Below are 24,026 nucleotides of genomic sequence, written 5' to 3'. Positions count from 1 at the left end.
CGCAAACGTGCCCCGACCGCGGTGATCCAGTCCCACTCATTTGTGTGATGGCGCGACAACTACACGTGATGCAAAGCTTTTCACGCAGGTCAGCCCATGATCGAGAGGGAGATTCATGTCGGTTGGTGACGAGGTCCGTACGGTGGAACCGCCTTCCCAGCAGAGTCTGGGAACGGCCGCGGCGCGGAACCTGGCGACCACCACGAAATCGGCGCCACAGATGCAGGAGATCACCTCGCGGTGGCTGCTGCGGATGCTGCCCTGGGTGCAGGTGCAGGGCGGTACGTACCGGGTCAACCGCCGGCTCAGCTATTCGGTCGGCGACGGACGTGTGACGTTCGTACAGACGGGCGACCGGGTGGCGGTCATCCCGGCGGAGCTGGGTGAGCTGCCGGCGCTCCGCGACTTCGAGGACGAGGAGGTGCTGACCGAGCTGGCGAACCGCTGCGAGCAACAGGAGTTCGCCCCGGGCCAGACGGTGGCCGACGCCGGAGGCCCGGCGGACCGGGTGTACCTGCTGGCGCACGGCAAGGTGGAGAAGGTCGGCGAGGGGCCCTACGGGGACGAGACGGTGCTCGAAGTCCTCGCGGACGGGGCGTACTTCGGCGATCAGGCGCTGGTGGACGACGAGGCCACCTGGCAGTACACGGCACGAGCGGCCACGGCCTGCACGGTGCTGGTGCTGACCAGGCAGGACGTGCTGAACCTCGCGGAGCGGGCGCCGTCGCTGCGCGGTCATCTGGACGCGCTCGCGTCGATCCCCGCGCAGCGGACCAACAAGTACGGCGAAGCGGCGATCGAGCTGTCCGCCGGCCATGTCGGCGAGGCGCGGGTGCCCCACACGTTCGTGGACTACGAGGGGGCGCCGCGGGAGTACGAGCTGAGCGTCGCGCAGACCGTACTGAAGGTCCACAGCCGGGTCGCCGACCTCTACAACCAGCCGATGAACCAGACCGAGCAGCAGTTGCGGCTCACGGTCGAGGCGCTGCGCGAGCGCCAGGAGCACGAGCTGGTGAACAACCGCGAGTTCGGCCTGCTCAACAACTGCGACTACGGCCAGCGGCTCCAGCCGCACGACGGCGCGCCCACCCCCGACGACATGGACGAGCTGCTGTCCCGCCGCCGCGGCTCGAAGATGTTCCTCGCGCACCCGAGGGCCATCGCCGCCTTCGGGCGCGAGTGCAACAAGCGGGGGCTCAATCCCGCCACGGTGGAGGTCGGGGGCCATCATGTGCCGGCCTGGCGCGGTGTGCCGATCTTCCCCTGCGACAAGATCCCGGTCTCGGATGCCCGGACGACCTCGATCATCTGTATGCGTACGGGCGAGAGCGAGCAGGGGGTCATCGGGCTCCAGCAGAGCGGCATCCCGGACGAGATCGAGCCCAGCATGTCGGTCCGGTTCATGGGCATCGACGAGCAGGCGATCATCTCGTACCTGGTCACGGCCTACTACTCGGCGGCGGTTCTCGTGCCGGACGCCCTCGGTGTCCTGGAGAACGTGGAAGTGAGCCGCTGGCGGTGACGTGAGCCGAGCGATGTCTCCGGGTGGGGTCCGTCCGTACGGCGGCCGGGTCCCACCTGGTGCGTGCCTGTCACCCACCGGTTCCCCCGCCCGCCGCAGAGGAAGTGACTGTGACCATGACCAGCACGGATGCCGCCACCGATGGCCACGAGGCCGTGGCGCTCCTGGAGCGCAGCCGCAGTGTCGTCCAGCCCGAACTGCGCGCGGCCGTCGAGTCGTTGCCTCCGGCCGTACGCCGTGTCGCGCGATATCACTTCGGCTGGCGGCGGGCCGACGGCTCACCCGTGGCGGGGGGCGCGGGGAAGGCGATCAGGCCCGCGCTCGTGCTCGCGGCCGCGCAGGCCCTGGGAGGGGAGCCGCACCGTGCCGTCCCGGCGGCGGTCTCCGTGGAGCTGGCGCACAACTTCACCCTGCTGCACGACGACGTCATCGACGAGGACCCGACCCGAAGACACCGGCCCACGGCCTGGACGGTCTTCGGCACCACCGACGCGATCATCACCGGCGACGCCCTCCAGGCGCTGGCGCTGCGGCTGCTGGCCGAGGACCGCCATCCCGCCTCGTCCCCGGCGGCGGTGCGGCTGACCGACTGCGTCATCGAGCTGTGCGCCGGACAGCAGACGGACTGCGCGCTGGAGCGGCGCGGGCCGAACGACGTCTCGCTGGACGAGTGTCTGACGATGGCGATGGCCAAGACCGGTGCGCTGCTGGGCACTTCGTGCGCGCTCGGCGCGCTCTACGCGGACGCGGGCGACGAGCAGGTGGCGGCGCTCGACGCCTTCGGGCGGGAGGCGGGGCTGGCCTTCCAGCTCATCGACGACCTCATCGGGATCTGGGGCGACCCCGGCCGCACGGGCAAACCGGCCGGTGCGGATCTGGTCGCCCACAAGAAGTCGCTGCCGGTCGTCGCCGCGCTGGTCTCCGGGCACCCGGCGGCCGAGGAGCTGGCGGATCTCTACCTGCGGCCGATGGACGCAGAGGCCGTCGCGCGGGCGGCCTCGGCGGTCGAGCGCGCCGGCGGACGCGACTGGGCGCAGGAGCAGGCGGCGGACCGGATGTCCCGGGCGGTGCAGGAACTGTCCGGAGCCGTCCCGGATCTGGCGGCGGCGGGTGATCTTTTGGCCCTCGCCGAGTACGTCACGCGCCGCACGCGGTAGGCCGGCTCGCGGGCCGCGGCCGAGGGCGGGCAAAAGACCTTGCGTAACCACTACAGCTGAAGCACTATGGGTGAAGTGGTCAAGGTCGCGCACCCCGGATGTGCTCCGGGTGGCGGCCATTGGCATCTTCTGTCGCCCATCGCAAAAGAGGACAGGCTTGCGCAAGCTCAGCTATTTCATCGCCGCGTCGATCGACGGATTCATCGGCGACCCCAGTGGCGAGGCGGACTTCTTCACCCGCTTCGTGGACGAGGAGTTCCTCGGCTTCCTCAAGGACGAGTATCCGGAGACGCTGCCGACGCACGGCCGCCGGCCGCTCGGGCTCGACCATCTGGAGAACAAGCGGTTCGACACCGTCATCCAGGGCCGGCTCAGCTACGACCTGGCCCTCAAGGAGGGTGTCACCAGTCCGTACGCGCACATGCGCCAGCTCGTGGCGTCGCGGACCCTCACGAGCCCCGACCCGGCCGTGGAGATCGTCTCCGGCGATGTCGCCGCCAGGATCGGGGAGTTGAAGCGGGAGGACGGGCTCGGGATCTATCTCTGCGGCGGTGCGAATCTCGCCGCCCAGCTGATCGGGGAGGTGGACGAGCTGGTCATCAAGTCGTATCCGCTGATCCTCGGCTCCGGAATGCCCATGTTCGGCACGGAGTTCGCCCTCACCGAGTTCGAGCTGGAATCCCACCGCGCCTTCGGCAACGGAGTGGTCGTCAGGACGTACGGCCGCAAGCGGTGAAGGTGCCCGGCGGCGGTTGCCGGAAGCCGTGACGTGGGTAAGCGGTGACCCACGCGGCGGCGGAGCGTCCTGTACCGCTACAGTCCGCGCATGACAGCGGAGTCGACGGAGTCATGGGCGGGCTGGTACCGGGACCGCCGTGGTGCGGAGCCCATCGCGATCAGCGCGGACGGGCGGCAAGTCCGCACCCGTATAAGGGGAGTTGCTTACGAGGGGGCCGATTTCTCCGTGCTCGAACCCACGGAGGCGGGCGGGGTGTTGTCGTCCTGCGTACTGGAGTGGGACATACCCATGCCCGTCAGTGCGGGCGGCACGGTTCAACAGGCCACGCTCAGCTGCCTGCTGACGCTCGGTGAGCGTCCGTCGGGTACGCCCGCGGGGCGCGCCGAGCTGAGCCTCACGCTGCGGTGCGGCGGGGCGGCCTACGAGTCGGGCATCGTCGGGGGAGGGTTCCGTGACGCCCTCGACCGGATCAAGCGGCAGTTGCCCGACGACACGGAGTTCGAGGGCAGGATCCTGGTGAGCGCCTGACACGCCTGACCTCTTCGCCGGACGTGAACCGTCCCGGCAGGTGTACGACGCCTGCCGGGACGGTTGCTTTATGCCTCCATCATTGTTCTAGTAGTATGCGAACAAGGGAGGTTTTATGAATCAGGCCCGTATGCGTCTCGCGACCGTCACCGTCGCGCCGTTCCTGCTGGCGCTCGTCGTCCATCTGACCGTCTTCCTCGTCCTCGGGGACCGGCTGCCCGACTCGCTCGCCGGCCACTTCGACCTGTCCGGCGACGCCGACCGCGCGCCCATCTCCCGCACCGCGTCCCTTGTCGGCGCCGTCGTGCTCTTCACCGGCATCGGCGCCCTGTGGGCCGCAGGGGCGCTCGGGGGCGCCCTCACGGCGCGCGGCGTGAAGGGGCTGACGGGGGGCGGCTGGGCCCTGTCCGGGCTGCTGGGATACGCGCTCACCGCGACGCTCTACGCCAACCTCGACGCGACCGACAGCTCCGCCGTCCACTTCCCGCCGTGGCAACTCGGTGTCGCCCTGGCCGTCGCTCTGGCGTGCGCCGGAGCGGGCCTGCTGCTCACCCGCTTCGTCCCCGACCCCGGGCTCGAACCCACCGGGGACGACGACACGGCCAGAATCGATCTGGCGGACGGTGAACTGGCGGGCTGGTCGCGGCGGACGGGGTCGGGCGCGCTGCTCGCCGTGGGCCTGGCGACGCTGGTCGGCGGGGTGTTCGTCGCGGGCCTCGTCAGCTGGCGGTACGGTCCTTTCGTGTTCGTCATCGGCCTGCTGGCCCTCGTCTTCGCCTCCGCGCACGTGTCGGTCGACCGGCACGGACTCACGGTCGCCATGGGCGCGCTGTCCTGGCCGCGGGTGCGGGTCCCGCTGGACGCCATCGAGACGGCGAGCAGCCGCCGGATCAACGCGGTCGCCGACTACGGCGGTTGGGGCTACCGGATCCGCCACAAGCGCAGCGGGGTCGTACTGCGCTCCGGGGAGGCGATCGTGGTGCGCCGCACCAACGGCCGCGAGTTCGCCGTCACCGTGGCCGATTCCGCGACGGGCGCCGCGCTGCTCAACACGCTCGTCGACCGGCGGAAGAGGGGCTGACCGTGCTCTTCCGGGTGGACCCGGCGTCCTCGGTGCCGCTCGGCGACCAGATCGCCGGATCCGTGCGCGGCGCGATCGCCGACGGCACGGTGAACCCCGGCGACCGCCTCCCGGCCGCACGGGCGCTCGCCGACTCGCTCGGCGTCAACGTCCATACGGTGCTGCGCGGTTACCAGCGGCTGCGCGAGGAGGGCCTGATCGAACTCCGCAGGGGCCGGGGCGCCGTGGTCGTGCCGGGACCGGTCTCTCCCGGCCGGGCGAAGCTTCTGCAGCGGGTACGTGAACTGGTCGACGAGGCGCGCGAGTTGGGAATGTCGGAGGAGGAGCTGGTGTCGATGGTGCGGATGAGCCAGGCGACCTGAACACCGTCCCCGTACCCGGTGGACGGTGAACGCGGCACGGGCGTGCCGGTACTCGACCAGTGAGTACCGGCACGCCCGATCTTGGCGCCTGATCCGGTGGGGGGTTCGCGGTCCGCCGTGCGGTGGTGGGGACCGGCGGCGGATCGCGACGGATCAGCGACGGATCAAGATGCCTTGGCCAGCGCGGCCGCGAAGCCGTTCGCCCAGAGGCTGTTGACCTGGCTGCGCTCGGCCGCGTCCGGCTGCGAGTTGGTGCAGGACGGGCCGGGGCCGCCGCCCGACATCAGCTTGCTGCACGGGGCCGTGTAGTTGTCCGGCAGGCCGAGGACGTGCCCGGTCTCGTGGGCGGTCACGCGCAGGGAGTCGTACTGCTGGTTCTGCGCGTAGTCCAGGAAGATGTAGCCACGGCCGTGCCCGTCGGTGCTCGCGTACGAGCCACGCGGGTCGTTGCCCTCTTCGTAGGTGAAGTCGGCGTTGCTGCCCTGCTGGAGCTGCACGTTGGAGACGGCGCTGTTCCAGATCTGGGTGCTGCTGGCTATCTGGCCGGCGAACGACGGGGCACCGGAGGCGTCGTAGACGACGGTGACCGCGAGGGCGCCGGGGTTGGCGGCACGCTTCTCGGCGACCGACTTCATGACGGCCTGGTAGAAGGCCTTGGTCGCGGCCGTGTCCGCCGACGAGCCCTCGTACGCGGCGTACGAGGTGGTGGGCGCGGCGCTGGTGGGGTCAGCGGCGGCCGGGGTGGCGGTGAGGGCGGTCGCGAAGGCGAGCGAGATTCCGCAGATCGCGGAAAGGGCCGTCTTGGGGTATCTCATGTGGGGGGCTCCTACTCGTCCGATGAACGGGTTCGGTAGGGAAGAGTGTCGTGCCCCACACTGCCGCGGCGGATGATGCCGAAGGGCGATAGCACCGGAGTATCGCCCCGGTGCCGGCTCGCCCAATATTCCGTGAATGGCGGCCAATTGCCGCCGTTTGTGTCCCTGGCGTGACGCAAACGGCGGGCCTACTCTTCAGTACATGGAGCTGGAGGTCAGGCATCTGCGCGCGCTGTGCGCCATAGCCGACGCCGGAAGCCTGCACAAAGCGGCCCGGCAGCTCGGCATGAGCCAGCCGTCCCTGACGACGCAGCTGCGGCGGATCGAGAACGCGCTGGGCGCCGAACTGTTCTCCCGTGAACGCACCGGCTGCCGGCCCACCCTGCTCGGTCACTCCGTGCTCAGCCGCGCGCGTCCGCTGGTCGCCGGGATGGCCGTCCTCGTCAGTGAGGCGCGGGCCGCGGCCGACCGGTCCGCCGGGCCCCGGCTGCGGATCGGCTCGACGGCGAGCCGCGCCCTCGCGGGCTGGCTGCGCAGGCTGCGCGAGCGGCTGCCGGGCACGGACATCTCGCTCCAGATGGACGTCTCGGCCAACGCGCTGCTGCGGCAGGTCGCCGCGGGCGGGCTCGACGTGGCGTTCGTGCACGAGGTGGAGGGCTGCCCGCTGCGTGAGCCGCCGGGGCTCGACCGGCGCGTACTGGTCGAACGGGAGCCGCAGTTCATCTCGCTGGCGCGGGACCATCCGGCGGCCGGCCGGCCGGTCGTCGAGCTGGCCGATCTGGCGAGTGACCGGTGGATGATCGACCCGACCGTGGACGGCGAGTGGGACGGTCTGCGCCGCGTACTGAGCGATGCCGGGCTCAACCCGCCCGTCCTGCACGGGGATTACCTGACCGCCTCGTCCCTGATCGCGGTCGGCGAGGCGATAGCGCCCTGCCAGCCCACCTCGGTCCCGCGCGAGGACATGGTCGTACGGCCGCTGCGGGACGACCCGCTGGGGGTGCGGCTGCTGCTGTTCTCGCGGCCGGGAGCGTACGAGGGCGCGGGCATCGTGAGTTCGGGCGCGGACGGCGCGGACGGCGTGGGCGACGGCCCCGGGGGCGCCGAGGTGTACGCGGACCTGGAGGCGGCCTACCGCGAGGCGGCGTTGCAGGCCGGGGTGTACCGCCAGTGGCTGACGCGCAACAAGAGCCCACTGCTGCACGCGCCCGCGGCCTGAGGCTCCTTCGGCGAGGCGACGGTCCGCAGCCGGAAGGCCGGTGGCGGGCCTGGACGATGCCGGAACTGCGGGGGCCGGCGGGGGAGTTCAGCCGCGTGTCATGAGTACGGCGCGAGCACGGCGCGCGCCTGCTCGCGGGCGAGTCCGACGGCGTCGGGGAAGATGCCCAGCCCATGCGCGACGAGCGCGCCCTCGTGAAGGAGCATGAGCGTACGGGCGAGACGGTCGGCCGCTTCGGACCCGGCCGCCTCGCCCGGAGCCGTGACCTCCCGGGCGAGCGAGGTGAACAGCTCCAGCATCCACGCCTTCTGACCGGCGATCACCGCGTACGCCGGATGCGCCGGATCGTCGATCTCCGCATGGGCGTTGACCATGCCGCACCCACGCGCGCCGTGCTCGGCCACCCAGTCCCGCGAGGCCGCGAAGACGGCGAGGGCGTGCTCGGCCGGTGACGGGGGCGCCGCCGCCAGCCGTTCGTCCAGGAAGGCGCGCCAGCGCTCGTCACGGCCGGCCAGGTACTCGACGACGATCTGCTCCTTCGAGCCGAACCGGTCGTAGAGCGTCTTCTTGGTGACCCCGGCCTCGGCGGCGATGAGGTCGACGCCGACGGCGTGGATGCCGCGCTCGTAGAAGAGCCGCGACGCCGCGTCCAGGGCGCGGCGCGCGCCGGGGGTCAGGACGATCCGGCGGGGCGGCGCCGGCCGCGCCCGCCCGGGCGCCTGCGGGGTGCTGCTGTTCGTGCTCCGGCTCATGGTGAAAAGTATACCGGTCTGTATAGTAAGCGAGATGAGTAAACAGATCGGTATACCTGCCTCCTCGCCCAAGGGCGGTGCCCGGCCATGAACCTCCTCCTCGCCGTCGCCTTCGTCGTCTGCTGGAGCTCCGGCTTCATCGGCGCGAAGCTCGGCGCCGGCAGCGCCGACGCCGTCACGATCCTGATGTGGCGCTTCCTGCCCCTGGCGCTGGTCCTCGCGGCGGTCGCCGCAGTCCGCGCCCGCGCCGCCTGGCGCGGGCTGACGGCGCGCGACGTACTGCGGCAGTGCGTGATCGGCGCGCTGTCCCAGAGCGGCTACCTCCTCACGGTCTACTACGCGATCCAGCTCGGCGTCTCCAGCGGCACCACCGCCCTCATCGACGGGACACAGCCGCTCGTCGCGGGCGCGCTGGCCGGACCGCTGCTGCGCAGCCACGTCTCCCGGCGCCAGTGGCTGGGTCTGTGCCTCGGCGTGACGGGCGTGCTCGTCGTGACGTCGGCGGACGCGGCGGCCGCCGAGGGGGTCGAGCCGTGGGCGTACGCGGTGCCGTTCCTCGGCATGCTGTCGCTGGTGGCCGCCACGTTCCTGGAGAGCCGCTCCGGCAGGGCGGTCGCGCCGTCCGTGGCGATGACGATCCACTGCGGTACCAGCGCCGTCGTCTTCACCGCCCTCGCCGCCACGGCGGGCGCGGCGGTGCCGCCCGCCGAGACGTCCTTCTGGGTGGCCGTCGGCTGGCTGGTGGTCCTGGCGACGTTCGGCGGGTACGGCCTGTACTGGCTGGTCCTGCGCCGCTCCGGGGTGCTGCGCGTCAACACCCTGATGTTCCTCATGGCGCCGGTCACGGCGGTCTGGGGCGCGGTGATGTTCGGCGAACCCTTCGGCCCGACCACGGCCGCCGGCCTCGCGATCGCGCTGCTCGCGGTGGTGGTCGTACGGGGCGGCACGGCCCGCCCGGCGGCCGGCGGAAACTCCGGTGACGTCCCGGCCCTTCGCGCCGACAATGGCACGCGGGTGTGACCGCGCGCTTCCCGCGCGCCGGTGCCCCCGATCGCCCGCAGACCCGTCAACCGGCAAGGAGCGACCGCATGGTGCGGCGCACAACCGTCCCCAGCCTCTTCCCGCCACCCGGCTACGCGCACGCGGCGGTCGTCGAGAGCGGCAGCCGTCTGGCGTTCCTGGCGGGATCCGTACCGCTCGACAAGGACGGCACACTCGTCGGCCCGGGCGACTTCGCGGCCCAGACCGAACAGGTCCTCGCGAACCTCCGTACCGCGCTGCGCGCCGTCGGCAGCGATCTCGACCGGGTGGTGACCACCGACGTGTACGTGGTGTCGTCCGACCCGGCGGATCTCAGCCGGGTCTGGGACGTCGTCCACGCCTCGGGCCTCACCACGGGGCCGCACACGTCCACGCTGCTCGGGGTCGCGTGCCTCGGCTACACCGGGCAACTGGTGGAGATCACGGCGGTGGCCGAGGTCGCGGAGGCGGGCGGGCCCGCCGAGGACGTCGCGCTCCCGGCCGGTTGACGCCGGACGTCGACGCCGCCGGTTCCGGGGGCGCGGACGGCGACGTCGACGCGTTGGGCCCCCTGCGGGGTCCGGGCCGGGCCGGCTCGCTCAGCTGTCGGTGAGCATGCCGTCCCGCAGTTTGGCCAGGGTCCGGGCGAGGATCCTGGAGATCTGCATCTGCGAGACACCGAAGCGCTCGCCGATCTGGGACTGGGTCAGCTCCTGCCCGTAGCGCAGCTCAAGGATCTGGCGTTCCCGCTCGTCCAGCGTGCTCAGCAGCGGCGCGAGGCTGTGGAAGTCCTCGACCAGTTCCATGGCGGGGTCGCACGCGCCGACGAGGTCGGCGACGGACGCGGCGCTCCTGCCGGGGGCACCCGAGCCGGAGTCGGCGGGCAGGTCGAGCGAGTCGGAGTTGTAGCCGTTGGCGGCGATCAGCCCCTCGACGATCTCCTCCTCGCTCAGCTCCAGATGCTCGGCCAACTCCCGCACCGTCGGCTCCCGGTCGAGCCGCACGGCGAGCTGGTCCTTGGCCCGCGCGAGCTGTATCCGCAACTCCTGGAGCCGGCGCGGCACATGGACGGCCCAGCTGGTGTCACGGAAGAACCGCTTGATCTCACCGACGATGTACGGCACGGCGAACGAGGTGAACTCCACCTCGCGCGACAGCTCGAACCGGTCGATGGCCTTGATCAGACCGATCGTCCCGACCTGGACGATGTCCTCCAGCTGGTCGTCCCGGTTACGGAACCGCTGGGCGGCGAACTTCACCAGCGACAGGTTCATCTCGATGAGCGTGTTGCGCGCGTACTGGTACTCGTGCGTGCCCTCTTCGAGGACCTGCAACTGCTGGAAGAACACCTTCGACAACTCACGCGCGTCCCTGGGCGCGACCTGACCCGCGTCCTCGATCCACGGAAGCTCCCCGACCCGTGGCCCCGTCAGAGGTTCGGCGGTTCTCGTGAACTGGGTGGACATGGACATGATGTTGATTCCCTCCCGGATCGGCGAACGGGGGGCTCGCCGTCGCGACGTGTGCCCACCTCTCCCTCGCCTATGCGCTCTCCGCACACATTTTCTCCCCACCGCTCGTCGCCCTCGAACCGTCGCACGAGGTGACCGGCTCCACAGGATTACTTCGCATACGACGTAATGGGTGGGTCCGTCGACATACGTGGCGTGGCGGAGTCGGGCCGAATCCTGGACGACCGCCGGCGCCGCCTCGTGGACGGCACGGGAGTGGCTCGGGCTGCGACATCAACTCCGCTGCACCGAGGCGGGTTCAGAGCCGGACCTCGCTGCTCGCTCGGGACGATGACCCGCCCTGTACGGTCAGGGGCTATGCAGCAAGAGCAATCCACTCCGCCCATACCCGCACAGACCCCCGGCTCCGCCGCCGCACCTCGCGACAAGGGTCGCCTCGTGGCAGCCCTGGTGACCGGGCTTCTGCTGGGCGCCGGCGGTGTGGGGGCGGCCTGGGCGATCGCCGGGGACGGGAGCGCGGACACGTCCGGGGCGGCGGTCGACGCGCGCGGTGCGTGCGACGCCCTCGCCGGGTTCGACGAAACGAAGTTCACGGCGAAGGGCGACGAGGGCCTGGTGGCCCTCAACCGCTGGAGCGGAGCCGTCACCCTGTCCGCCGCTGCGGCGGCGGGCGACCCGGCGTACGAGTCGCTCTCGGACTCCCTCAGCCGGGCACAGCACCGTCACGCGCAGGTCTTCGACTTCGACGCCGAGGTGAAGAAGGACCTGGCGAAGGCCCGTGGGATCTGCGAAGACCTCTAGCGACAGCCCCGCGTCCACCGGGCCGAAGAAGAAAACCGCACCCGCTCCGGCGCGGACGCCTCTCTCGGCGGTCTGCGGAGCGGGTGCGGGGTGGTAGGCGTGATGGCCCGCGGGGGAGCGGGTCAGGCGGCCTGACCGGTGATCAAGCCTTCTTCGTCTCCTAGTAATGGGCCGGGTCGGTGAACTGGGGGGATCTCCCGTGTGGCGTTCTGACCTGGACTTTTTCTGATGGCTGGCGTTGGGGTGAGACGGTTCTGATCGGGTGTCCTGCGGACTGTGTGCGGACTGCTGCGGCTACGTAGCGACAGCAGGGCGCCCGCAGCAGTGCTTGAACTTCCATCCGTTGCGCATCATGCATGGGCATGGGCGGTTCCTGCTGGACCGAACCACGGTCAGCGGTACGGCGCCGCCGACCGCGTGGTCCAGCGGTCGCCGTCTGTGCGCGCCAGTAGCCGACGGACCTATTGGCTCGACGGGCAGGGTTGGCCTGGGCAGCAGTGGATCGGGGCTGGCACCGACGCGATCCAGCACATGTGCCGATGCGTCGGCGATTCACTCGCCGACCACCAGCAGCGATGTCGCTCCGGCCGGCACCGCACGCACGGTGATGGGTGCCCTGGCTAACCCAGAGAGCTCGTGACTTCCTCGGAAACGTGCGACCTTCGGCGTGCTCGCGGAGCTGGTCGAGGGCTGGCGGGATTTGAGATGATGCGTCGGCAGGCACGGTCTTCTCACTCGAGTTACCTGGCGTCGAGATGTCCATGATCTTGGAAGCCTCTGTCACGTTCCTTGCCCTACCCCTGACCTGACGGACCACCAGGAACCGAGCAAGACGCAGCTATGCCGAGGTATCGGTCAAGGCCCTAGCCGGCCGACTGCCCCGTGTGGCGCCAGCAAGTCGGCCTGGGGGCGGCTTGGTTTGAACATCGCGCTTGGTAGAACGGCGGACGGGCGCCGCACCCCAGTCGTAGGCTCCTGGAAGACTCGCGGATCTCGCAACCGATGGCGCTCGTCGTTGTTTCGTGTAGGTGCGCTGCGATTCCGTCTCGCAGGAAGTCGATGCATCAGATTTGGGGGTACACATGGTGCTGATAAAGACGCTCGTGTGTCTGGCGAATTCCCGCAAGATTTCGGGCCGCTGTGTGGCAGGAATGGTCGACGACGATTCAGGAGAGTGGGTGCGCCCGGTCAGTGCTCGCCTAAACGGCGAAGTCTCAGCTCGCGAAAGACAGTACGAAGACGGAATGGAACCGAATGTCCTCGATATTGTTTCGGTGCCGCTTCTTCGGCCTCAACCGCACGACTTCCAGAGTGAGAATTGGCTCCTTCACCCCGCTTACTATTGGAAGAAGGTCGGCAGGATCGGGTGGAGAGGATTACTGAACCTGGAACAGCCCCCCAGCGCACTGTGGGTCAACGGGTTCAGTACCTATCATGGAAATGATGATCGCCTCCCGATTGAAGAAGTATCCACTTTGTCGGACTCGCTCAGGCTCATACGCATCACCGACCTCACGTTACAAGTACACGTCCCTGGGGCGGCGTTCGGAGATCAGAAGCGAGTCCTGCGTGCCCACTTCTCCCATGCGAGACATGAACATATACTTCGGGTGACCGATCCCGCATATGAGCAGGAGTATCTGGCTAAGTCGGAAGGGACGTACGAGCTGGGGGAATCATTCCTTACGGTGAGTCTCGGTGAACCATATGAAGGTTATGTCTATAAATTAGTGGCAGCCATTATCGAACGAGCGAAGATTCAAACAGGCAGCAGGCGATGACACCCCATAAAGTATTCACTGTCGGCCACTCCACGCACAGTAGCTCAGGATTCCTGAGCCTGCTGCAGAAGCATGGGATCACGGCGATCGCCGATGTGCGGTCGATGCCCGTCAGCCGATTCACGCCCCAGTTCAACCGATACGCCGTGGAGCGCACCCTGTCCGACGTCGATATCAAGTACGTCTTCCTGGGAAAGGAACTGGGCGCGCGCACCGAAGACCTCACCTGCTATGTCAACGGACGGGTGCGGTACGACCTTCTCGCCCGGACCCCGAATTTCGTCAGCGGCGTCAATCGCCTGCGGAACGGTTCACAGAGCGAGCGAATCGCCGTCATGTGCACCGAGCAGGAACCACTTGACTGCCATCGTTGCGTGCTCGTCGGGCCAGTCCTCGAGGGGGATGGAATTGCCGTCCAACACATTCATGGCGACGGGCACATCGAGGACCATTCCTCGGCAATGCGGCGCTTGATGGCTAATTTTGGGCTAGATCAGGAAGATCTTTTCCGGACCTCGGCCGAGCGCCTCCAAGAAGCTCTCGACCGCCAGGAAAAACGGATCGCATATGTTAATGAGCAGCTTCGCGGCGACGGGACACCGGAAAGATGAAACTCTACACCATCGGGTTCACGAAGAAGTCCGCCGAAAAGTTCTTCGGGCTATTGCGTGAAGCTGGAGTGTCAGCGCTGGTCGATGTTCGACTTAATAATGTGTCACAACTGTCCGGTTTCGCTAAGCGTGATGATCTGAGGTACTTCCTGAGTGAGATTTGTGGTGCGCAGTACGCCCATCGTACCGAACTGGCCCCGACCAAGGTCATGCTCGACGCCTACAAGAAGAGGGATGTCGGCTGGGCGGCCTACGAAGAGCGATTCCTCGAATTGATGAAGGTTCGCCAGATTGACGAAATCTTCCGGCGGGAAACGCTCGACAACGCAGTCCTGCTCTGCAGTGAGGATGATGCGCGGCATTGCCACCGTCGACTGGTCGCGGAATATCTCGCACAGCAGTGGGATGACGTCACAATCGAGCACCTAGCGTGAGCGGCGGCGCTGCGGTCAAGAGCCGCCCTCTAACGACGGTCGCCTGGTTCGACGCTGCCAGAGCCGCTCTCTGTAGGCCATCAGCTCGAAGGTGAGCTCCATCCTCAGCCTGCTCACTCCCGTGAAGGCCAGGTTTCTTCCCCTGGTTTCATCGGGTCTACGATAGCCGTCCTACCGCTCTGAGCGGGGGACGTGATGTGGGGGGCGCGGGTCTGCCGTGCCTGATCGAATAGGAATGCCGACGTAGGCGCGGACCATGTCCGGCTGTGCGTGCGAGGGGGAATCGGGCGATGAACAGCAGGCAGGAGCAACTCGGAGAGCGTGTATTGGCGCAGGCTGCCGCGATCTTCGCTGCTCGCTCGGATATCGGGGCGGCGGAACTGCTCCGCGCAGTTGAGAGACTCGAATTCGAGCAGACAGAGGACGGCTACACGACGTCCAGTAACTGGAACGACTACTACTGGGCCGCAGTCCTTTACATCGACGCAGTAGACACTCCCAGCTTTGACGACGAGGTCTTGGACCACTTGCTGCCCACGATCGCTGAGGTGGCCACTCAGAACGACCGGCCTGCCGTCAATCAAATCCTGGCCAGGCCGGCCCTCCGCGCCCCAGACACGAACTGGCGGCAAGTGCTGGAGGGAAGCCGGGAGCCAACACTCTTTCAGCCGCAGGACACACGTATAGGCGACGCCAAGTCGACCCGCATCAGCGAAGTCACCCGCATGCGACTCTTCGACAGTCTGCGACTTCAGAATACCGACTGGGCTGGCAGGCTGGAGGAGTCAGAGTTCCTCAAGCGAATCTTCAGTCTGAACGAGTTCGAGAGCGGCGACTCGCGTTTCGAAACGGCCGAAGGTGACATCTATCAGCATCGTGTCAACAACGATGACTGGGAACAGGATTGGGTATTCACTGACGAACGATTCGGATTGAGGAGCGGCCCGGACTCGGTTCTTCTACGCTTCCTCTCTGAAATGCTCCACCCTGTGGTGCGGACTGACGAAGAAGAACTGCAAAAGCTGCTAGAGCTCTTTAATTCCCTGCTGGCTCGCGATGGCTATGCGCTGATTCCCGTAGACTCGATCAGCGGCTACACCATTTACGGTGGGCAACGTATTCCAGTACAAGCCCGACCCATGGCCCCGACTCAGACGGCACGCATCCGTGTCTCTACAGCCAAGGACGCTGCCCTTAACCCATATGATCTGGTCCGTGCTCAGGCCCGCGGGGAGCGGAGGGACTATCGTCTCGATCGCCTACCCAAAGAGGAGGGCGGACAGGCGCAGATCTTCCGTGCCGTTCACAAACCAACGGAAGTCGAAGTCGCCTTCAAGCGTAGAACATCGCAGCGAGACACCCCTGCGGCTCGGATGAGACGAGAGATTGAAATCTCTCAGCTGCTTGGCCAGCACGCGCACTATATGCCCATTCTCGACTCCAACCCTGTAGATGGGTGGCTCGTCATGCCGATGGCGCAGGCTACCGCAGAGCAACGGCGCGACAGCCTGAGTGACCCTTTGCAGCTGCGCACTCTGGTCGAGGCGCTCATGGATGTACTGGAACTTGCTCATGCGCACGACTGGCTACACCGCGACGTGAAACCGTCCAACATCCTGCTGCTGGATAGCCAATGGACTCTCGCGGATTGGGGAATTGTCCGGCGGCCGCGAGGTCAGACCACGCAGGAAGGGCGTACCCGCTTCGAGCTCGGAACGGAAGGCTTCGCAGCGCCTGAACTCTTCGTTGCTGCACACGAGGCTACGGCGGCGGCCGACATCTATGGCATTGGGCGGGTCATTGCCTGGGCGCTTACCGGCGAGTATCCGAAGATGAACGTGCCACTTTCCCCTCCTCCAGGCCCGTGGAGGAACATAGCCCGAATTGCTACACACGCCGATCCTCGACAAAGGGTGCAGAGCATCCCCAGCTTCCGAGACTTGATCAACCGCGAGCTTACGGAGCCAGCTGAGCCTCCGACCGAACAAGCGAAGCGCCTGTTGGAACGGACGCGCGCCGGCGATCCAGCGGCTGTGGGGTCCCTGCTCGAACTGATCGCAGACCACCCCGAAGTCTATGAGCTGTATGCTCGCACGCTTACAGTTCTCTCCGCCGAACAGGCAGGCCCTTGGCTGTCTCGCGACCCACGAGCCAGCGGTCGCCTATTCAAGGCCATGGCCGACCATGCTGATGGCCAAGGAACGCGACGGGTCCAGTTCGCTGAAGCGGGCCGAGTCGCTGTATGGGTTCATGCCATCGCGAATTTTGCTGCAGCCAAGGACGACTGGGATCTCCTCGAAGAGGCGGCCCGGACGATGTGTACCTGGGATGCCGCTTGGGATCAGTGGAGTGCTCAAGACCGAATCGCGCCCTGGCTGCGCTCACTGTCCGGCCAGGCGGCGGAGCTTATGGCGGCGGTTCTGCGAGACCACCCGCGCTCCGCTCGGCACTTTTCCGGCTTGGCGCAGGATGGAACCGTGGACCTTCGGATCCGCGCGGCAATTCAGACGGCTGCGATGACGCCATAACCCTAAGCCGTGGTCGCGTCAGGAAGGAACTCTTCGGGGCTGTTGCCAGAGCTGTGCAGCGTCACGCAAGGCGGGCATGCAGGGTTGGGGTCCGGGGAGTTGGTGCAGTCGGCGAGGACGATCAGCCTGCTCAGGGGGCCGAGCCACTTGAGCCACACGACGTGTTCCTCGTCCAGGCCGCGCAGGACGGCGTAGTGCGGGCCTGCGTGGTCCGGGCGCAGGGGGCACCACGATTCTGTGATCTCCCGGTCGGCCTCCGGCCCGCCGGGGATGGCGAGCACAACCTGTTCCTGTTCTGCGGTGAGCTGGTAGTCCTCCCGCATGCAGGAGGCGACCATCTGTCCCGTCTCGACCAGGTGCGCGGCCAGGAATTGAAGGTACTGCGGGTCGGTGACCGCGCGCTTCAGGACGCCCGCGTCAAGCTCCATGTCGGTCACCGCCCCTGGGCGGGTCGAGGTAGCGGCTGGTGGTCTCGTGGTGGTCGGCGGCCAGGCGTGCGAGGCGGGTCCGCACTTCCGCGTCGGTCGCCGGTGTCGGTGCTTCGCGGGGTGCAGGGTGGTTCATGGCTTTTCGCAGGGCGTCGAGTTGCCGGAAGAGTTCGCGCTGGGTGACGTGCTGGCACCAGACGTTCTCCGCTCTGCTCAGGAGGACGTGGAGGCGGTCGCCCAGTGTGTGTGGCGGCGGGTTGCGGATCCGACGCACGTTGCGCTCGTAGTTGCTGAGGTTCTTCTCGCGGGGCCGTATCCACGACGGGCGGCGCTGCCGGACGGCGCTCATCCCCGTACCGCGGTCGCGGCGGTCAGGGCGAGGAGGAGCCCCATGACGCTGAGGTAGGTGTAGAGGCCGTGGACCAGGACGGGGTGCTCGCGGCGCATGGCCTTGAGCGCGCTCAGGCCGGACTTTCCCTCGGACCGCGCCCGCACACCGAGGACAGATACCTCCACGGACGACCGGCTGACCGCCCCGTCCGCACCATCGTCGTCGTCAGCGTTGTCGAGGAGGGTGTCAATGAGGCTGTACGGCTCGTAGTCCTTGCGGGTTGTGCGGGTGCCGCGTGGGGGCGGGGAGTCAGGCATGGGTGGTTGGCTTTCTTCTTGATTGGGTCCGACCTGGCTGTCCCCGGTCGTTCCTCCGGGCGGAGGCAGCCAGGGCTCGGGGCAGGCCGACGGCAGAGCCTGGTGTTGAGCCATGCGGCGTTGTGCCTTGAGCCGCGGTGCGGGGTGGTGGTCTAGGCCGTGACCTTCTGGGTGGTGAGGCGTTCGAGGTCGACGGTGGTGCAGCCGTGGAGGGTGACGACGGTGCAGGCCGCGAGCGTCCAGCGGATCAGCGGGCTGTCGAGGCTGACCGCAGTGGGTCGGCCTTCGGGGCCGTGCACAGGGGCGAGGGTGTCGGGGTCGTGGACGATGCCGGCCACACCCCACATCTGGGCACGGTCCACCAGTGCGGCGGTGTATCCCTTGCGCAGGTGCGGGCAGGCACCGACGGATTCGATTGCGCACGGTTCGCACACCGGTGGCGTGGCGGTCTGCTCGCCATCGGTGATGGGGCGTCCGTCGGCGGAGCGCATGAGGAACAGGTGCCGTTCATCAGGTCGGCCGAAGGTAGAGGTCCCGCAGACCTGGCAGAGCATGTGGGACATCGCCTGCCGCTGCCGGTGAGGGTGAACCGCCGCCAGATCGGGCTTCCCGAGCCCGCGTACGGCGGCGCGCCTGATCCACAGCGCGTCGTACCGGCGGTCGATGTGGCTCAGTTCGTCGGCGTAGCCGATGCCCTGACCGCCGCGTCCGGTCCGCAGGACCACTGTTCCCGGCTGAGCCTGTTCGCCGGTCCAGGGCGTGATGAACGGGACGTGCATGCCCTGCCAGTAGAACTGCCGCGGCTGCCTCATGACGCTTCCCCCGCGGGCACGGCGTCTTCCTCTTGCCCTGAGTGGACAGGTTCGGCGGCGATTCTCCCGGCGAGCCGCAGACCCTGCTCCACCGACAGGTGGATACGCAGTTCGTCTTCCACGTGGGCACAGCCAGGCTCGGCCAGCACACGAACACCCGCGCCCAGGGCGCCGGTCAGCAGCAATCGCATCCGGGTCGCGAGCTTGCGCATCCCACGGGGCCGGTGAAGCTTCAGCCCTTCACTGATGCTGTCGGCGCCCAGTACCGTGCTCAGTCGGATGGCTGCTTGCAGGTTTTCGGAATCGTGCACCACCAGTGCCAGTGACATCTCATTCTCGACTTCCACCACCACACGCAGCTGGTGCCGGGCGAATGCGTCCTGCAGTCGGTCGCGGACCGACTCCGCGTACATAAAGCGTGCCAGCAGGCGCTGCACCAGCTGGTCGACGCCCGCCTTGCCGCGCACCCTGATCACCAGGTAGTGGTCCTTGTCGTAGCTGGCGGTCGCATCGACACCCGCCGCCTCCAACCACGCGGTGGCCTCAGCAGTGTTCATGGAGAACGGCAGCCGACTGCTGCCCAGCAGTGTCAGCTCCAGAGTCCCGCCCCCGTCACCTTCACAGCCTTCACGGAGTTCAACCCTTCCGGCGATGCGCGCACGGTCCACCGCCTGGGCGAGGGCACCCTCCAGTGAGGAGAGGCCGGAATCTTCAGTAATCATTTACGAGGACGCCTTCCAAGGAAGATGCGAACAAGGTCCGTAGCGGCGGTGGTTCATGCGATTTCCTTGACAGTCCTGGTCTCCACGAGCCGTTCCAGCAGGTCGTTGACGACTCCGGCCATCCGCCGAAGGTGCCCGAGGGACTGACTGCAATCGAGGGGGAGTTCCTCGGAGCGCAGCGTGTGCGCGCGCTGAAGGAGACGGCGCACGTGGGCGTCCCGATCTCCGGCGGCCTGAGCGATGGCATCGAGCCGCCGGAGATCGCCGCGCAAGCGCTCGGCGATCTCTCCGAACTCATCCTCACGCGGGTCCTGTTCGCCCAGGACGTCACCGACGTCGTCCACGATCGCCTCCAACGGCTTCACACCACGGAGCAGGCAGGCGATGCGGGCGAGACCCGTAGCGTCGATGGATGGCAGCCACTGCCCGGCCGGAGGTGACACGGACCAGTGGGCCTCGGCGAGGTCCGTGGAAGTCGAGGGCATCAGCAGCTCCCGATGGCGATCGTGCACCAGGTGCAGGTGCCCTTGCGGCCCCAGTCCCGGGCGAGACAGGTGACGAGTTGCATGCCGCGTCCGCCCTCGTCGTCCGGACCCGCCTCCCGCACCTCCGGACCGCCTGAGGAGTGGTCGTCGACCTGGATCAGCACGTCACCGGCGGTGTCACAAGTGATCTGGAAGGAGACCGAGTTGGCGGTGCCGTGGACGATGGCATTGGTCACGATCTCGCTGACCAGCAGCTGCACCGTCCCGACCACATCGTGATCCCTGACGCCGGCCCTCCCCAGCACGGCGGCTGTCACCCGACGCGCGGCCTCCACCCGCCTCGGATCGGCATCGAACGACATCGCAGCGTGCTCACTTCTCATCGGCCCTCTCCAAGTCGCCGTCTCGCCACCCGCCGGGATCGTGTCGAGGCGGGCCGGTAAACGTCGGGAGAAGAGAGCGGGAGTGCGGTGTGCCAGAGGCGTCGAATGCATAGGAATTCCTCTGAGGTCGTGTAACACCCGGCCCGACTGGGACAGGACTTCGCGTTCTTCTGGCATCGCTGTCGCCCGCCGCAGCGGTTGCTTAATCCCGCTGCTGGCCTTGCGAGGCAACGCGTTGTGCCGTTGGTCTTTGCTGCGTCAGCCCGGCACCTTGCAGACGCCGGCGCTGATCCTGGGAGTCGTGGTTCTCATCCGGGTCCGCTCGGCGCTGAAAGTGGCGGCACAGCGCCTCGACGGAGCGGGCCAGGAGTGTGGCGTGGCGTACAGGGCTGAGCGAGCTGGGGTCGGCCGCGAGACGACGTTGCGCTTCGCCGATTCCCGGTTGGGCGCATGCCGCGTCTCGTGGCCCGGCCACGTCGTACTTTCGTTCCAACTCCGGGATGAGCAGGTTGAGGTGCCCGCGAAGTTGGAGAGTGAGCGAGGTCAGTGCCTCGCCGGTGGGAGGCTCGACGGCGTCGTCGAGAAGGACGGATGCCGCTGCGGTCATCGTCAAGATGTCGAGCGAGAACGTACTCGGCATCGCCGGATAGGTGGTCTCGTCCATGGCGTGCTCCCCCGGCTCGTCGGTTTGTGCGTTGCCCAATCAGGGTCGTCCGGAAGACGCAACTACGGGATAACCGGCGGGGGTTACCGAGGCGGTAATACACTCGTTGACGCTCCTGCACGACGCGCTCGCGTGCGTAGGATCGCCCTGGAGGTCGGCTCACATGGACGCCACGACACCCGGCCCGCTCGCCCCCGACGTTCTCGACAGAGCAGACGTACGGGCAGCTCTCGCGGAGCACGACTTCGCGGCCGTCTTCACCCTGATCAAGAAGTGGGGCGGCCTTTCCCAGAACCGCATCGCGTCCGCCTGCCAACTCACCCCCGGCAAGGTGTCCACGATCATCAGCGGCAGCCAGCGCGTCACCAGCTTCGACGTGGTGCGGCGGATCGCCGACGGACTACGCGTCCCAGGTCACATGCTCGGGCTCGCACCGCGTCCCTGGGAGCACCAGCAGCAGATGCAGCACCCGCCAAAGTCGCCGGGCGCACGACCGGGAGCCAGCGAGGTCCCGTGGAGGCCGGATGCCACCATCGACCTGGCAGCAGACCTGACGAGGAGCGATCTCGTGATGGACCGTCGCGCAATCACGCGCGCCCTTGCCGGAGCGGCTGTAACCGGTGCCGCCCTGCTCGATTCCCTGGAGGGCTGGCTCCAGCCGGCTGCCGCCTTGCCCGCGCCTGTCCGGCGAGGCCGACTCGGACTTCGTGAGACGGACGAACTGGAGACCACCGCACGCGCGTTCCGGCAGTGGGACCACCAGTACGGTGGCGGGCTCCGCCGCAAGGCGGTTCTCGGGCAGCTTGCCGAGGTGGCCGGCGCGCTCGACGAGCACCAGGCGGCCGAGGTGGAGACGCGCCTCTACCGGATCATGGCGCAGCTCGCCGGAACCGCGGCGACCATGGCATGGGACAGCGGTCTCCACCGACGGGCGCAGGAGTACTACCGCCTGGCACTGCGATCCGCGCACGCGGGTGCAGACCCGGTGTTCGGCGCCAACGTCCTTGCCGGAATGGCCCGGCAGATGCTCTACCGCGACCGCCCGGATGACGCGCTTCAGCTCATCCAGCTTGCCCAGGAAGGAGCCCGCGAGGTGATCGGACCGCGTGTGCGGGCCATGCTCCACACCCGCGAGGCGTGGGCGTACGCCGCGCAGGGCCGCACCGCTGGATTCCAGCGGGCCACCGCGAGGGCGGCCGAAGCCCTCGCCAATGCGACTCCCTCTGAGGAAGAGCCTTACTGGATCGCGTACTTCGACGAGGCCGAGCTGGCGGGCGTCACCGGCGGCCGGCTGCTCGACCTCGCGCGACAGGACCCCCGGCAGCACGCGGAGCGGGCGGCCGGTGAGATCCGTACAGCGCTCTCCTCGCGCGGTTCGGAGGCGGGCCGCTCCTATGCGCTCGACCGGATTGGCCTTGCCGAGTGCCGTTTCCTCGTTGGTGATGTCGGAGGCGGCGCGGAGGAGACCCACCGCGCCGTCGCCGCAGCAAGGCTCACCCAGTCCGGCCGGGTCCGAACGCAGCTCGGTGCGCTCTACCCGTACACCGTGGGCCACCAGGCGTCGCGGTCGGTGCGTGAGGCGCGGGATAGTATCCGCGACCTGCTGTCGAGCTGAGGAGGACGGCGTGACGACGCTGGCCGTGACCGGACACATGGACCTGACCGAGGAGAGCGTGCCACTCGTACGGTTTGCACTACGTCAGCTTCTGGAGCCGTACCGCGAGGAGTTGACAGGGGTGTCGTGTATCGCCGCCGGGGCGGACGCGCTGTTCGCGGAGGAAGTCACCGCGCTCGGAGGCCGGCTTGTTGTCGTGATCCCTTCCCGCGACTACCGGGAAACGAAGGTGAAACCGGCGCATGCCGCCGTCTTCGACCATCTCGTTGAGGCAGCCGTGGACGTGGTGACGATGCCTCACGAGAAGGCGAACCGAGCCGCTTACGAGGCGGCGAACAGCGAGCTGCTGACGCGCGCGGACCGGCTCGTCGCGGTGTGGGACGGAGCTCTGCCCTCGGGCAAGGGCGGGGGCACCGCTGACACCGTCGAGGAAGCACGCGCGGCAGGACTGCCCGTCGACGTCGTATGGCCGGACGGCGCGGCACGCCGGGCGTGACGCACGAGCCCCTTGTTCGGCCCGGAGGCTGACAAGGGCACAATGTCGGCGAAGGTGGCGGCCTGAGCGACTACTCGGGCTGGGGCCGAATGACGGGCAACGTCTCCGTCCGTGCCCAGCAAGACGGGGCCTGCTCTCGGCCGGCCCCGGTGACATGCCTGCCGCCTCTCCTCTCGCCTCGGGTCTGAACCGGCCGCATGGTGCGGCGTGTTCACACCGGGGGTGGTAACGCGCAGCCCCGCATGCCGAAACGGCATGCGGGGCTGCGGTGCGTGTCTGTGTGCGGTGATGGTTTAGGCGGACAAGCGGCGACCGTTGGGGCTCTGGCAATCGCCTGCACGGCCGGCGGCCTGACCGGCAGCCGTGTCAGTGCCCGCCCTGCAGTCGGCCGCTGTTGGCGTGTGCGGTCAGTCCTTCGTGTGGCCGGTGAGGTGTTCGGTGGAGTTTCCGTGGGTGGCGCGGTATTCGAGGGTGTCTTGCGCGGTGACGATCGGGACGAGGCGTTCGTACTCGGCGTAGTCCTCGTCGGTCATGATGCCGATGGCGTCGGCGACCACGGAGCCTTTGGGGAGCCGTGCGAGGTACTTCCTGACGAGGGCGACGAAGTCGTCCCTCATCGCGTCGACTTCGTCCAGCCACTCGTTCTCGCGCCGTATCTGCTCTTGCCCGGCGGCCTTCTCTTCCGGGGTGAAGGTGACGAGCAGGCGCTGCTCGGCGAGGGTGAAAGGACGCCCGTCACGGTGGTACGCGCGGTGGGGGTCGTCGAGGTGGCCGTGCCAGTCCACGTCGGCGAAGAGCGCGACGACGTCGGGGCGGATGTGGGGCTGGGGCATGAGCGGTTCCTTGTGTTGTCGTGCGGATTGGGCCTGGGGTTGGTTAGCGGTCCGAAATGACTCGGGTGGTGCGCGCGGCATGGGATGCCTCCATGACTCGGTGGGCAGGGGCTTGGGG

Annotated in this window: 28 protein-coding genes; 16 read left to right on the top strand and 12 right to left on the bottom strand. The window is 68.0% G+C overall.

Annotated features, from left to right (window positions below; all coding sequences use genetic code 11):
- Positions 1 to 115 precede the first annotated feature (115 nt).
- The 6 genes from GXP76_RS17725 to GXP76_RS17700 all read left to right on the top strand — a co-directional run bounded on the left by GXP76_RS17725 (position 116) and on the right by GXP76_RS17700 (position 5,389).
- Positions 116 to 1,522 (top strand): family 2B encapsulin nanocompartment shell protein, encoded by a 1,407-nt coding sequence (locus GXP76_RS17725; protein ID WP_242572509.1) that lies wholly within the window; start codon positions 116 to 118, stop codon positions 1,520 to 1,522.
- A 116-nt stretch (positions 1,523 to 1,638) separates the two neighbouring features.
- A complete protein-coding gene (locus tag GXP76_RS17720; RefSeq protein WP_242572508.1) occupies positions 1,639 to 2,679 on the top strand; it encodes a family 2 encapsulin nanocompartment cargo protein polyprenyl transferase in 1,041 nt (346 codons plus the stop codon).
- Positions 2,680 to 2,836: 157 nt separating this feature from the next.
- Complete coding sequence (locus GXP76_RS17715; RefSeq protein WP_242572507.1) at positions 2,837 to 3,415, top strand: dihydrofolate reductase family protein; 579 nt, start codon at positions 2,837 to 2,839, stop codon at positions 3,413 to 3,415.
- A 90-nt stretch (positions 3,416 to 3,505) separates the two neighbouring features.
- Positions 3,506 to 3,946, top strand: coding sequence for a DUF6304 family protein (locus GXP76_RS17710; protein WP_242572506.1), 441 nt, complete (start codon positions 3,506 to 3,508; stop codon positions 3,944 to 3,946).
- A gap of 115 nt (positions 3,947 to 4,061) precedes the next feature.
- Positions 4,062 to 5,027, top strand: a complete 966-nt coding sequence (locus GXP76_RS17705) for a DUF1648 domain-containing protein (RefSeq protein ID WP_242572505.1) — start codon at positions 4,062 to 4,064, stop codon at positions 5,025 to 5,027.
- Positions 5,028 to 5,029: 2 nt separating this feature from the next.
- Positions 5,030 to 5,389: a GntR family transcriptional regulator gene (locus tag GXP76_RS17700; RefSeq protein WP_242572504.1), complete on the top strand. Its 360-nt coding sequence runs from the start codon at positions 5,030 to 5,032 to the stop codon at positions 5,387 to 5,389.
- Between the two features lie 164 nt (positions 5,390 to 5,553).
- Here the strand turns inward: GXP76_RS17700 and snpA are convergent, their stop codons facing one another.
- Positions 5,554 to 6,204 (bottom strand): snapalysin, encoded by a 651-nt coding sequence (snpA, locus tag GXP76_RS17695; protein WP_242572503.1) that lies wholly within the window; start codon positions 6,202 to 6,204, stop codon positions 5,554 to 5,556.
- Between the two features lie 202 nt (positions 6,205 to 6,406).
- Here snpA and GXP76_RS17690 point away from each other — a divergent pair, with 202 nt between their 5' ends.
- The gene (locus GXP76_RS17690) at positions 6,407 to 7,423 is read left to right on the top strand and encodes a LysR family transcriptional regulator (RefSeq protein WP_242572502.1); all 1,017 of its coding nucleotides are present in this window, start codon (positions 6,407 to 6,409) and stop codon (positions 7,421 to 7,423) included.
- A gap of 98 nt (positions 7,424 to 7,521) precedes the next feature.
- On the opposite strand, the gene GXP76_RS17685 is transcribed toward GXP76_RS17690, so the two are convergent.
- Positions 7,522 to 8,100 (bottom strand): TetR/AcrR family transcriptional regulator, encoded by a 579-nt coding sequence (locus GXP76_RS17685; protein ID WP_242572516.1) that lies wholly within the window; start codon positions 8,098 to 8,100, stop codon positions 7,522 to 7,524.
- A gap of 162 nt (positions 8,101 to 8,262) precedes the next feature.
- Here GXP76_RS17685 and GXP76_RS17680 point away from each other — a divergent pair, with 162 nt between their 5' ends.
- Together GXP76_RS17680 and GXP76_RS17675 are read left to right on the top strand one after the other, a co-directional pair.
- A complete protein-coding gene (locus tag GXP76_RS17680) occupies positions 8,263 to 9,195 on the top strand; it encodes a DMT family transporter (RefSeq protein WP_242572501.1) in 933 nt (310 codons plus the stop codon).
- Between the two features lie 68 nt (positions 9,196 to 9,263).
- Entirely contained in the window at positions 9,264 to 9,704 is a 441-nt protein-coding gene (locus tag GXP76_RS17675) for a RidA family protein (RefSeq protein ID WP_242572500.1), read from the top strand.
- Between the two features lie 90 nt (positions 9,705 to 9,794).
- On the opposite strand, the gene GXP76_RS17670 is transcribed toward GXP76_RS17675, so the two are convergent.
- Positions 9,795 to 10,667, bottom strand: coding sequence for an RNA polymerase sigma factor SigF (locus GXP76_RS17670; protein ID WP_242572499.1), 873 nt, complete (start codon positions 10,665 to 10,667; stop codon positions 9,795 to 9,797).
- A 357-nt stretch (positions 10,668 to 11,024) separates the two neighbouring features.
- Between GXP76_RS17670 and GXP76_RS17665 the strand changes: the two genes are divergently transcribed.
- From GXP76_RS17665 to GXP76_RS17645, 5 genes are all read left to right on the top strand, one after another.
- Positions 11,025 to 11,468, top strand: a complete 444-nt coding sequence (locus GXP76_RS17665; protein WP_242572498.1) for a hypothetical protein — start codon at positions 11,025 to 11,027, stop codon at positions 11,466 to 11,468.
- Positions 11,469 to 12,550: 1,082 nt separating this feature from the next.
- On the top strand, positions 12,551 to 13,249 hold the full coding sequence (locus tag GXP76_RS17660; RefSeq protein WP_242572497.1) for a hypothetical protein: 699 nt from the start codon (positions 12,551 to 12,553) through the stop codon (positions 13,247 to 13,249).
- A complete protein-coding gene (locus tag GXP76_RS17655) occupies positions 13,246 to 13,860 on the top strand; it encodes a DUF488 family protein (protein ID WP_242572496.1) in 615 nt (204 codons plus the stop codon). The genes GXP76_RS17660 and GXP76_RS17655 overlap by 4 nt, the downstream gene beginning before the upstream one ends.
- Positions 13,857 to 14,294: a DUF488 family protein gene (locus tag GXP76_RS17650; protein WP_242572495.1), complete on the top strand. Its 438-nt coding sequence runs from the start codon at positions 13,857 to 13,859 to the stop codon at positions 14,292 to 14,294. Before GXP76_RS17655 ends, GXP76_RS17650 begins: the two co-directional genes overlap by 4 nt.
- A 290-nt stretch (positions 14,295 to 14,584) precedes the next feature.
- Positions 14,585 to 16,822 (top strand): serine/threonine protein kinase, encoded by a 2,238-nt coding sequence (locus tag GXP76_RS17645; RefSeq protein WP_242572494.1) that lies wholly within the window; start codon positions 14,585 to 14,587, stop codon positions 16,820 to 16,822.
- A 2-nt stretch (positions 16,823 to 16,824) separates the two neighbouring features.
- Here the strand turns inward: GXP76_RS17645 and GXP76_RS17640 are convergent, their stop codons facing one another.
- The 8 genes from GXP76_RS17640 to GXP76_RS17605 form a co-directional block, all read right to left on the bottom strand.
- Complete coding sequence (locus GXP76_RS17640) at positions 16,825 to 17,250, bottom strand: hypothetical protein (protein ID WP_242572493.1); 426 nt, start codon at positions 17,248 to 17,250, stop codon at positions 16,825 to 16,827.
- A complete protein-coding gene (locus GXP76_RS17635; protein ID WP_242572492.1) occupies positions 17,240 to 17,599 on the bottom strand; it encodes a hypothetical protein in 360 nt (119 codons plus the stop codon). The genes GXP76_RS17640 and GXP76_RS17635 overlap by 11 nt, the downstream gene beginning before the upstream one ends.
- Positions 17,596 to 17,898, bottom strand: a complete 303-nt coding sequence (locus tag GXP76_RS17630; protein WP_242572491.1) for a hypothetical protein — start codon at positions 17,896 to 17,898, stop codon at positions 17,596 to 17,598. Before GXP76_RS17630 ends, GXP76_RS17635 begins: the two co-directional genes overlap by 4 nt.
- A gap of 152 nt (positions 17,899 to 18,050) precedes the next feature.
- Positions 18,051 to 18,710 (bottom strand): hypothetical protein, encoded by a 660-nt coding sequence (locus GXP76_RS17625; RefSeq protein WP_242572490.1) that lies wholly within the window; start codon positions 18,708 to 18,710, stop codon positions 18,051 to 18,053.
- Positions 18,707 to 19,432, bottom strand: coding sequence for a hypothetical protein (locus GXP76_RS17620; RefSeq protein ID WP_242572489.1), 726 nt, complete (start codon positions 19,430 to 19,432; stop codon positions 18,707 to 18,709). The genes GXP76_RS17625 and GXP76_RS17620 overlap by 4 nt, the downstream gene beginning before the upstream one ends.
- 53 nt (positions 19,433 to 19,485) lie before the next feature.
- Positions 19,486 to 19,917 (bottom strand): DUF6415 family natural product biosynthesis protein, encoded by a 432-nt coding sequence (locus GXP76_RS17615; protein WP_242572488.1) that lies wholly within the window; start codon positions 19,915 to 19,917, stop codon positions 19,486 to 19,488.
- Positions 19,917 to 20,279, bottom strand: a complete 363-nt coding sequence (locus tag GXP76_RS17610; protein WP_277993495.1) for an ATP-binding protein — start codon at positions 20,277 to 20,279, stop codon at positions 19,917 to 19,919. Before GXP76_RS17610 ends, GXP76_RS17615 begins: the two co-directional genes overlap by 1 nt.
- Before the next feature lie 223 nt (positions 20,280 to 20,502).
- Positions 20,503 to 20,964 carry a DUF6415 family natural product biosynthesis protein gene (locus GXP76_RS17605; protein ID WP_242572486.1) on the bottom strand — a complete coding sequence of 154 codons (462 nt, stop codon included), beginning with the start codon at positions 20,962 to 20,964 and terminating at the stop codon, positions 20,503 to 20,505.
- Between the two features lie 163 nt (positions 20,965 to 21,127).
- On the opposite strand from GXP76_RS17605, the gene GXP76_RS17600 reads away from it, so the two are divergent.
- The gene (locus GXP76_RS17600) at positions 21,128 to 22,579 is read left to right on the top strand and encodes a helix-turn-helix transcriptional regulator (protein WP_242572485.1); all 1,452 of its coding nucleotides are present in this window, start codon (positions 21,128 to 21,130) and stop codon (positions 22,577 to 22,579) included.
- A gap of 10 nt (positions 22,580 to 22,589) precedes the next feature.
- Positions 22,590 to 23,075, top strand: coding sequence for a hypothetical protein (locus tag GXP76_RS17595; protein ID WP_242572484.1), 486 nt, complete (start codon positions 22,590 to 22,592; stop codon positions 23,073 to 23,075).
- A 407-nt stretch (positions 23,076 to 23,482) separates the two neighbouring features.
- Here GXP76_RS17595 and GXP76_RS17590 read toward each other — a convergent pair whose 3' ends face one another.
- Entirely contained in the window at positions 23,483 to 23,908 is a 426-nt protein-coding gene (locus tag GXP76_RS17590) for a hypothetical protein (protein WP_242572483.1), read from the bottom strand.
- Positions 23,909 to 24,026 lie beyond the last annotated feature (118 nt).

The sequence above is a fragment of the Streptomyces sp. NP-1717 genome (genome assembly GCF_022695985.1).
Taxonomy (GTDB): Bacteria; Actinomycetota; Actinomycetes; order Streptomycetales; family Streptomycetaceae; genus Streptomyces.
This window is presented reverse-complemented; position numbering and strand designations above follow the sequence as displayed.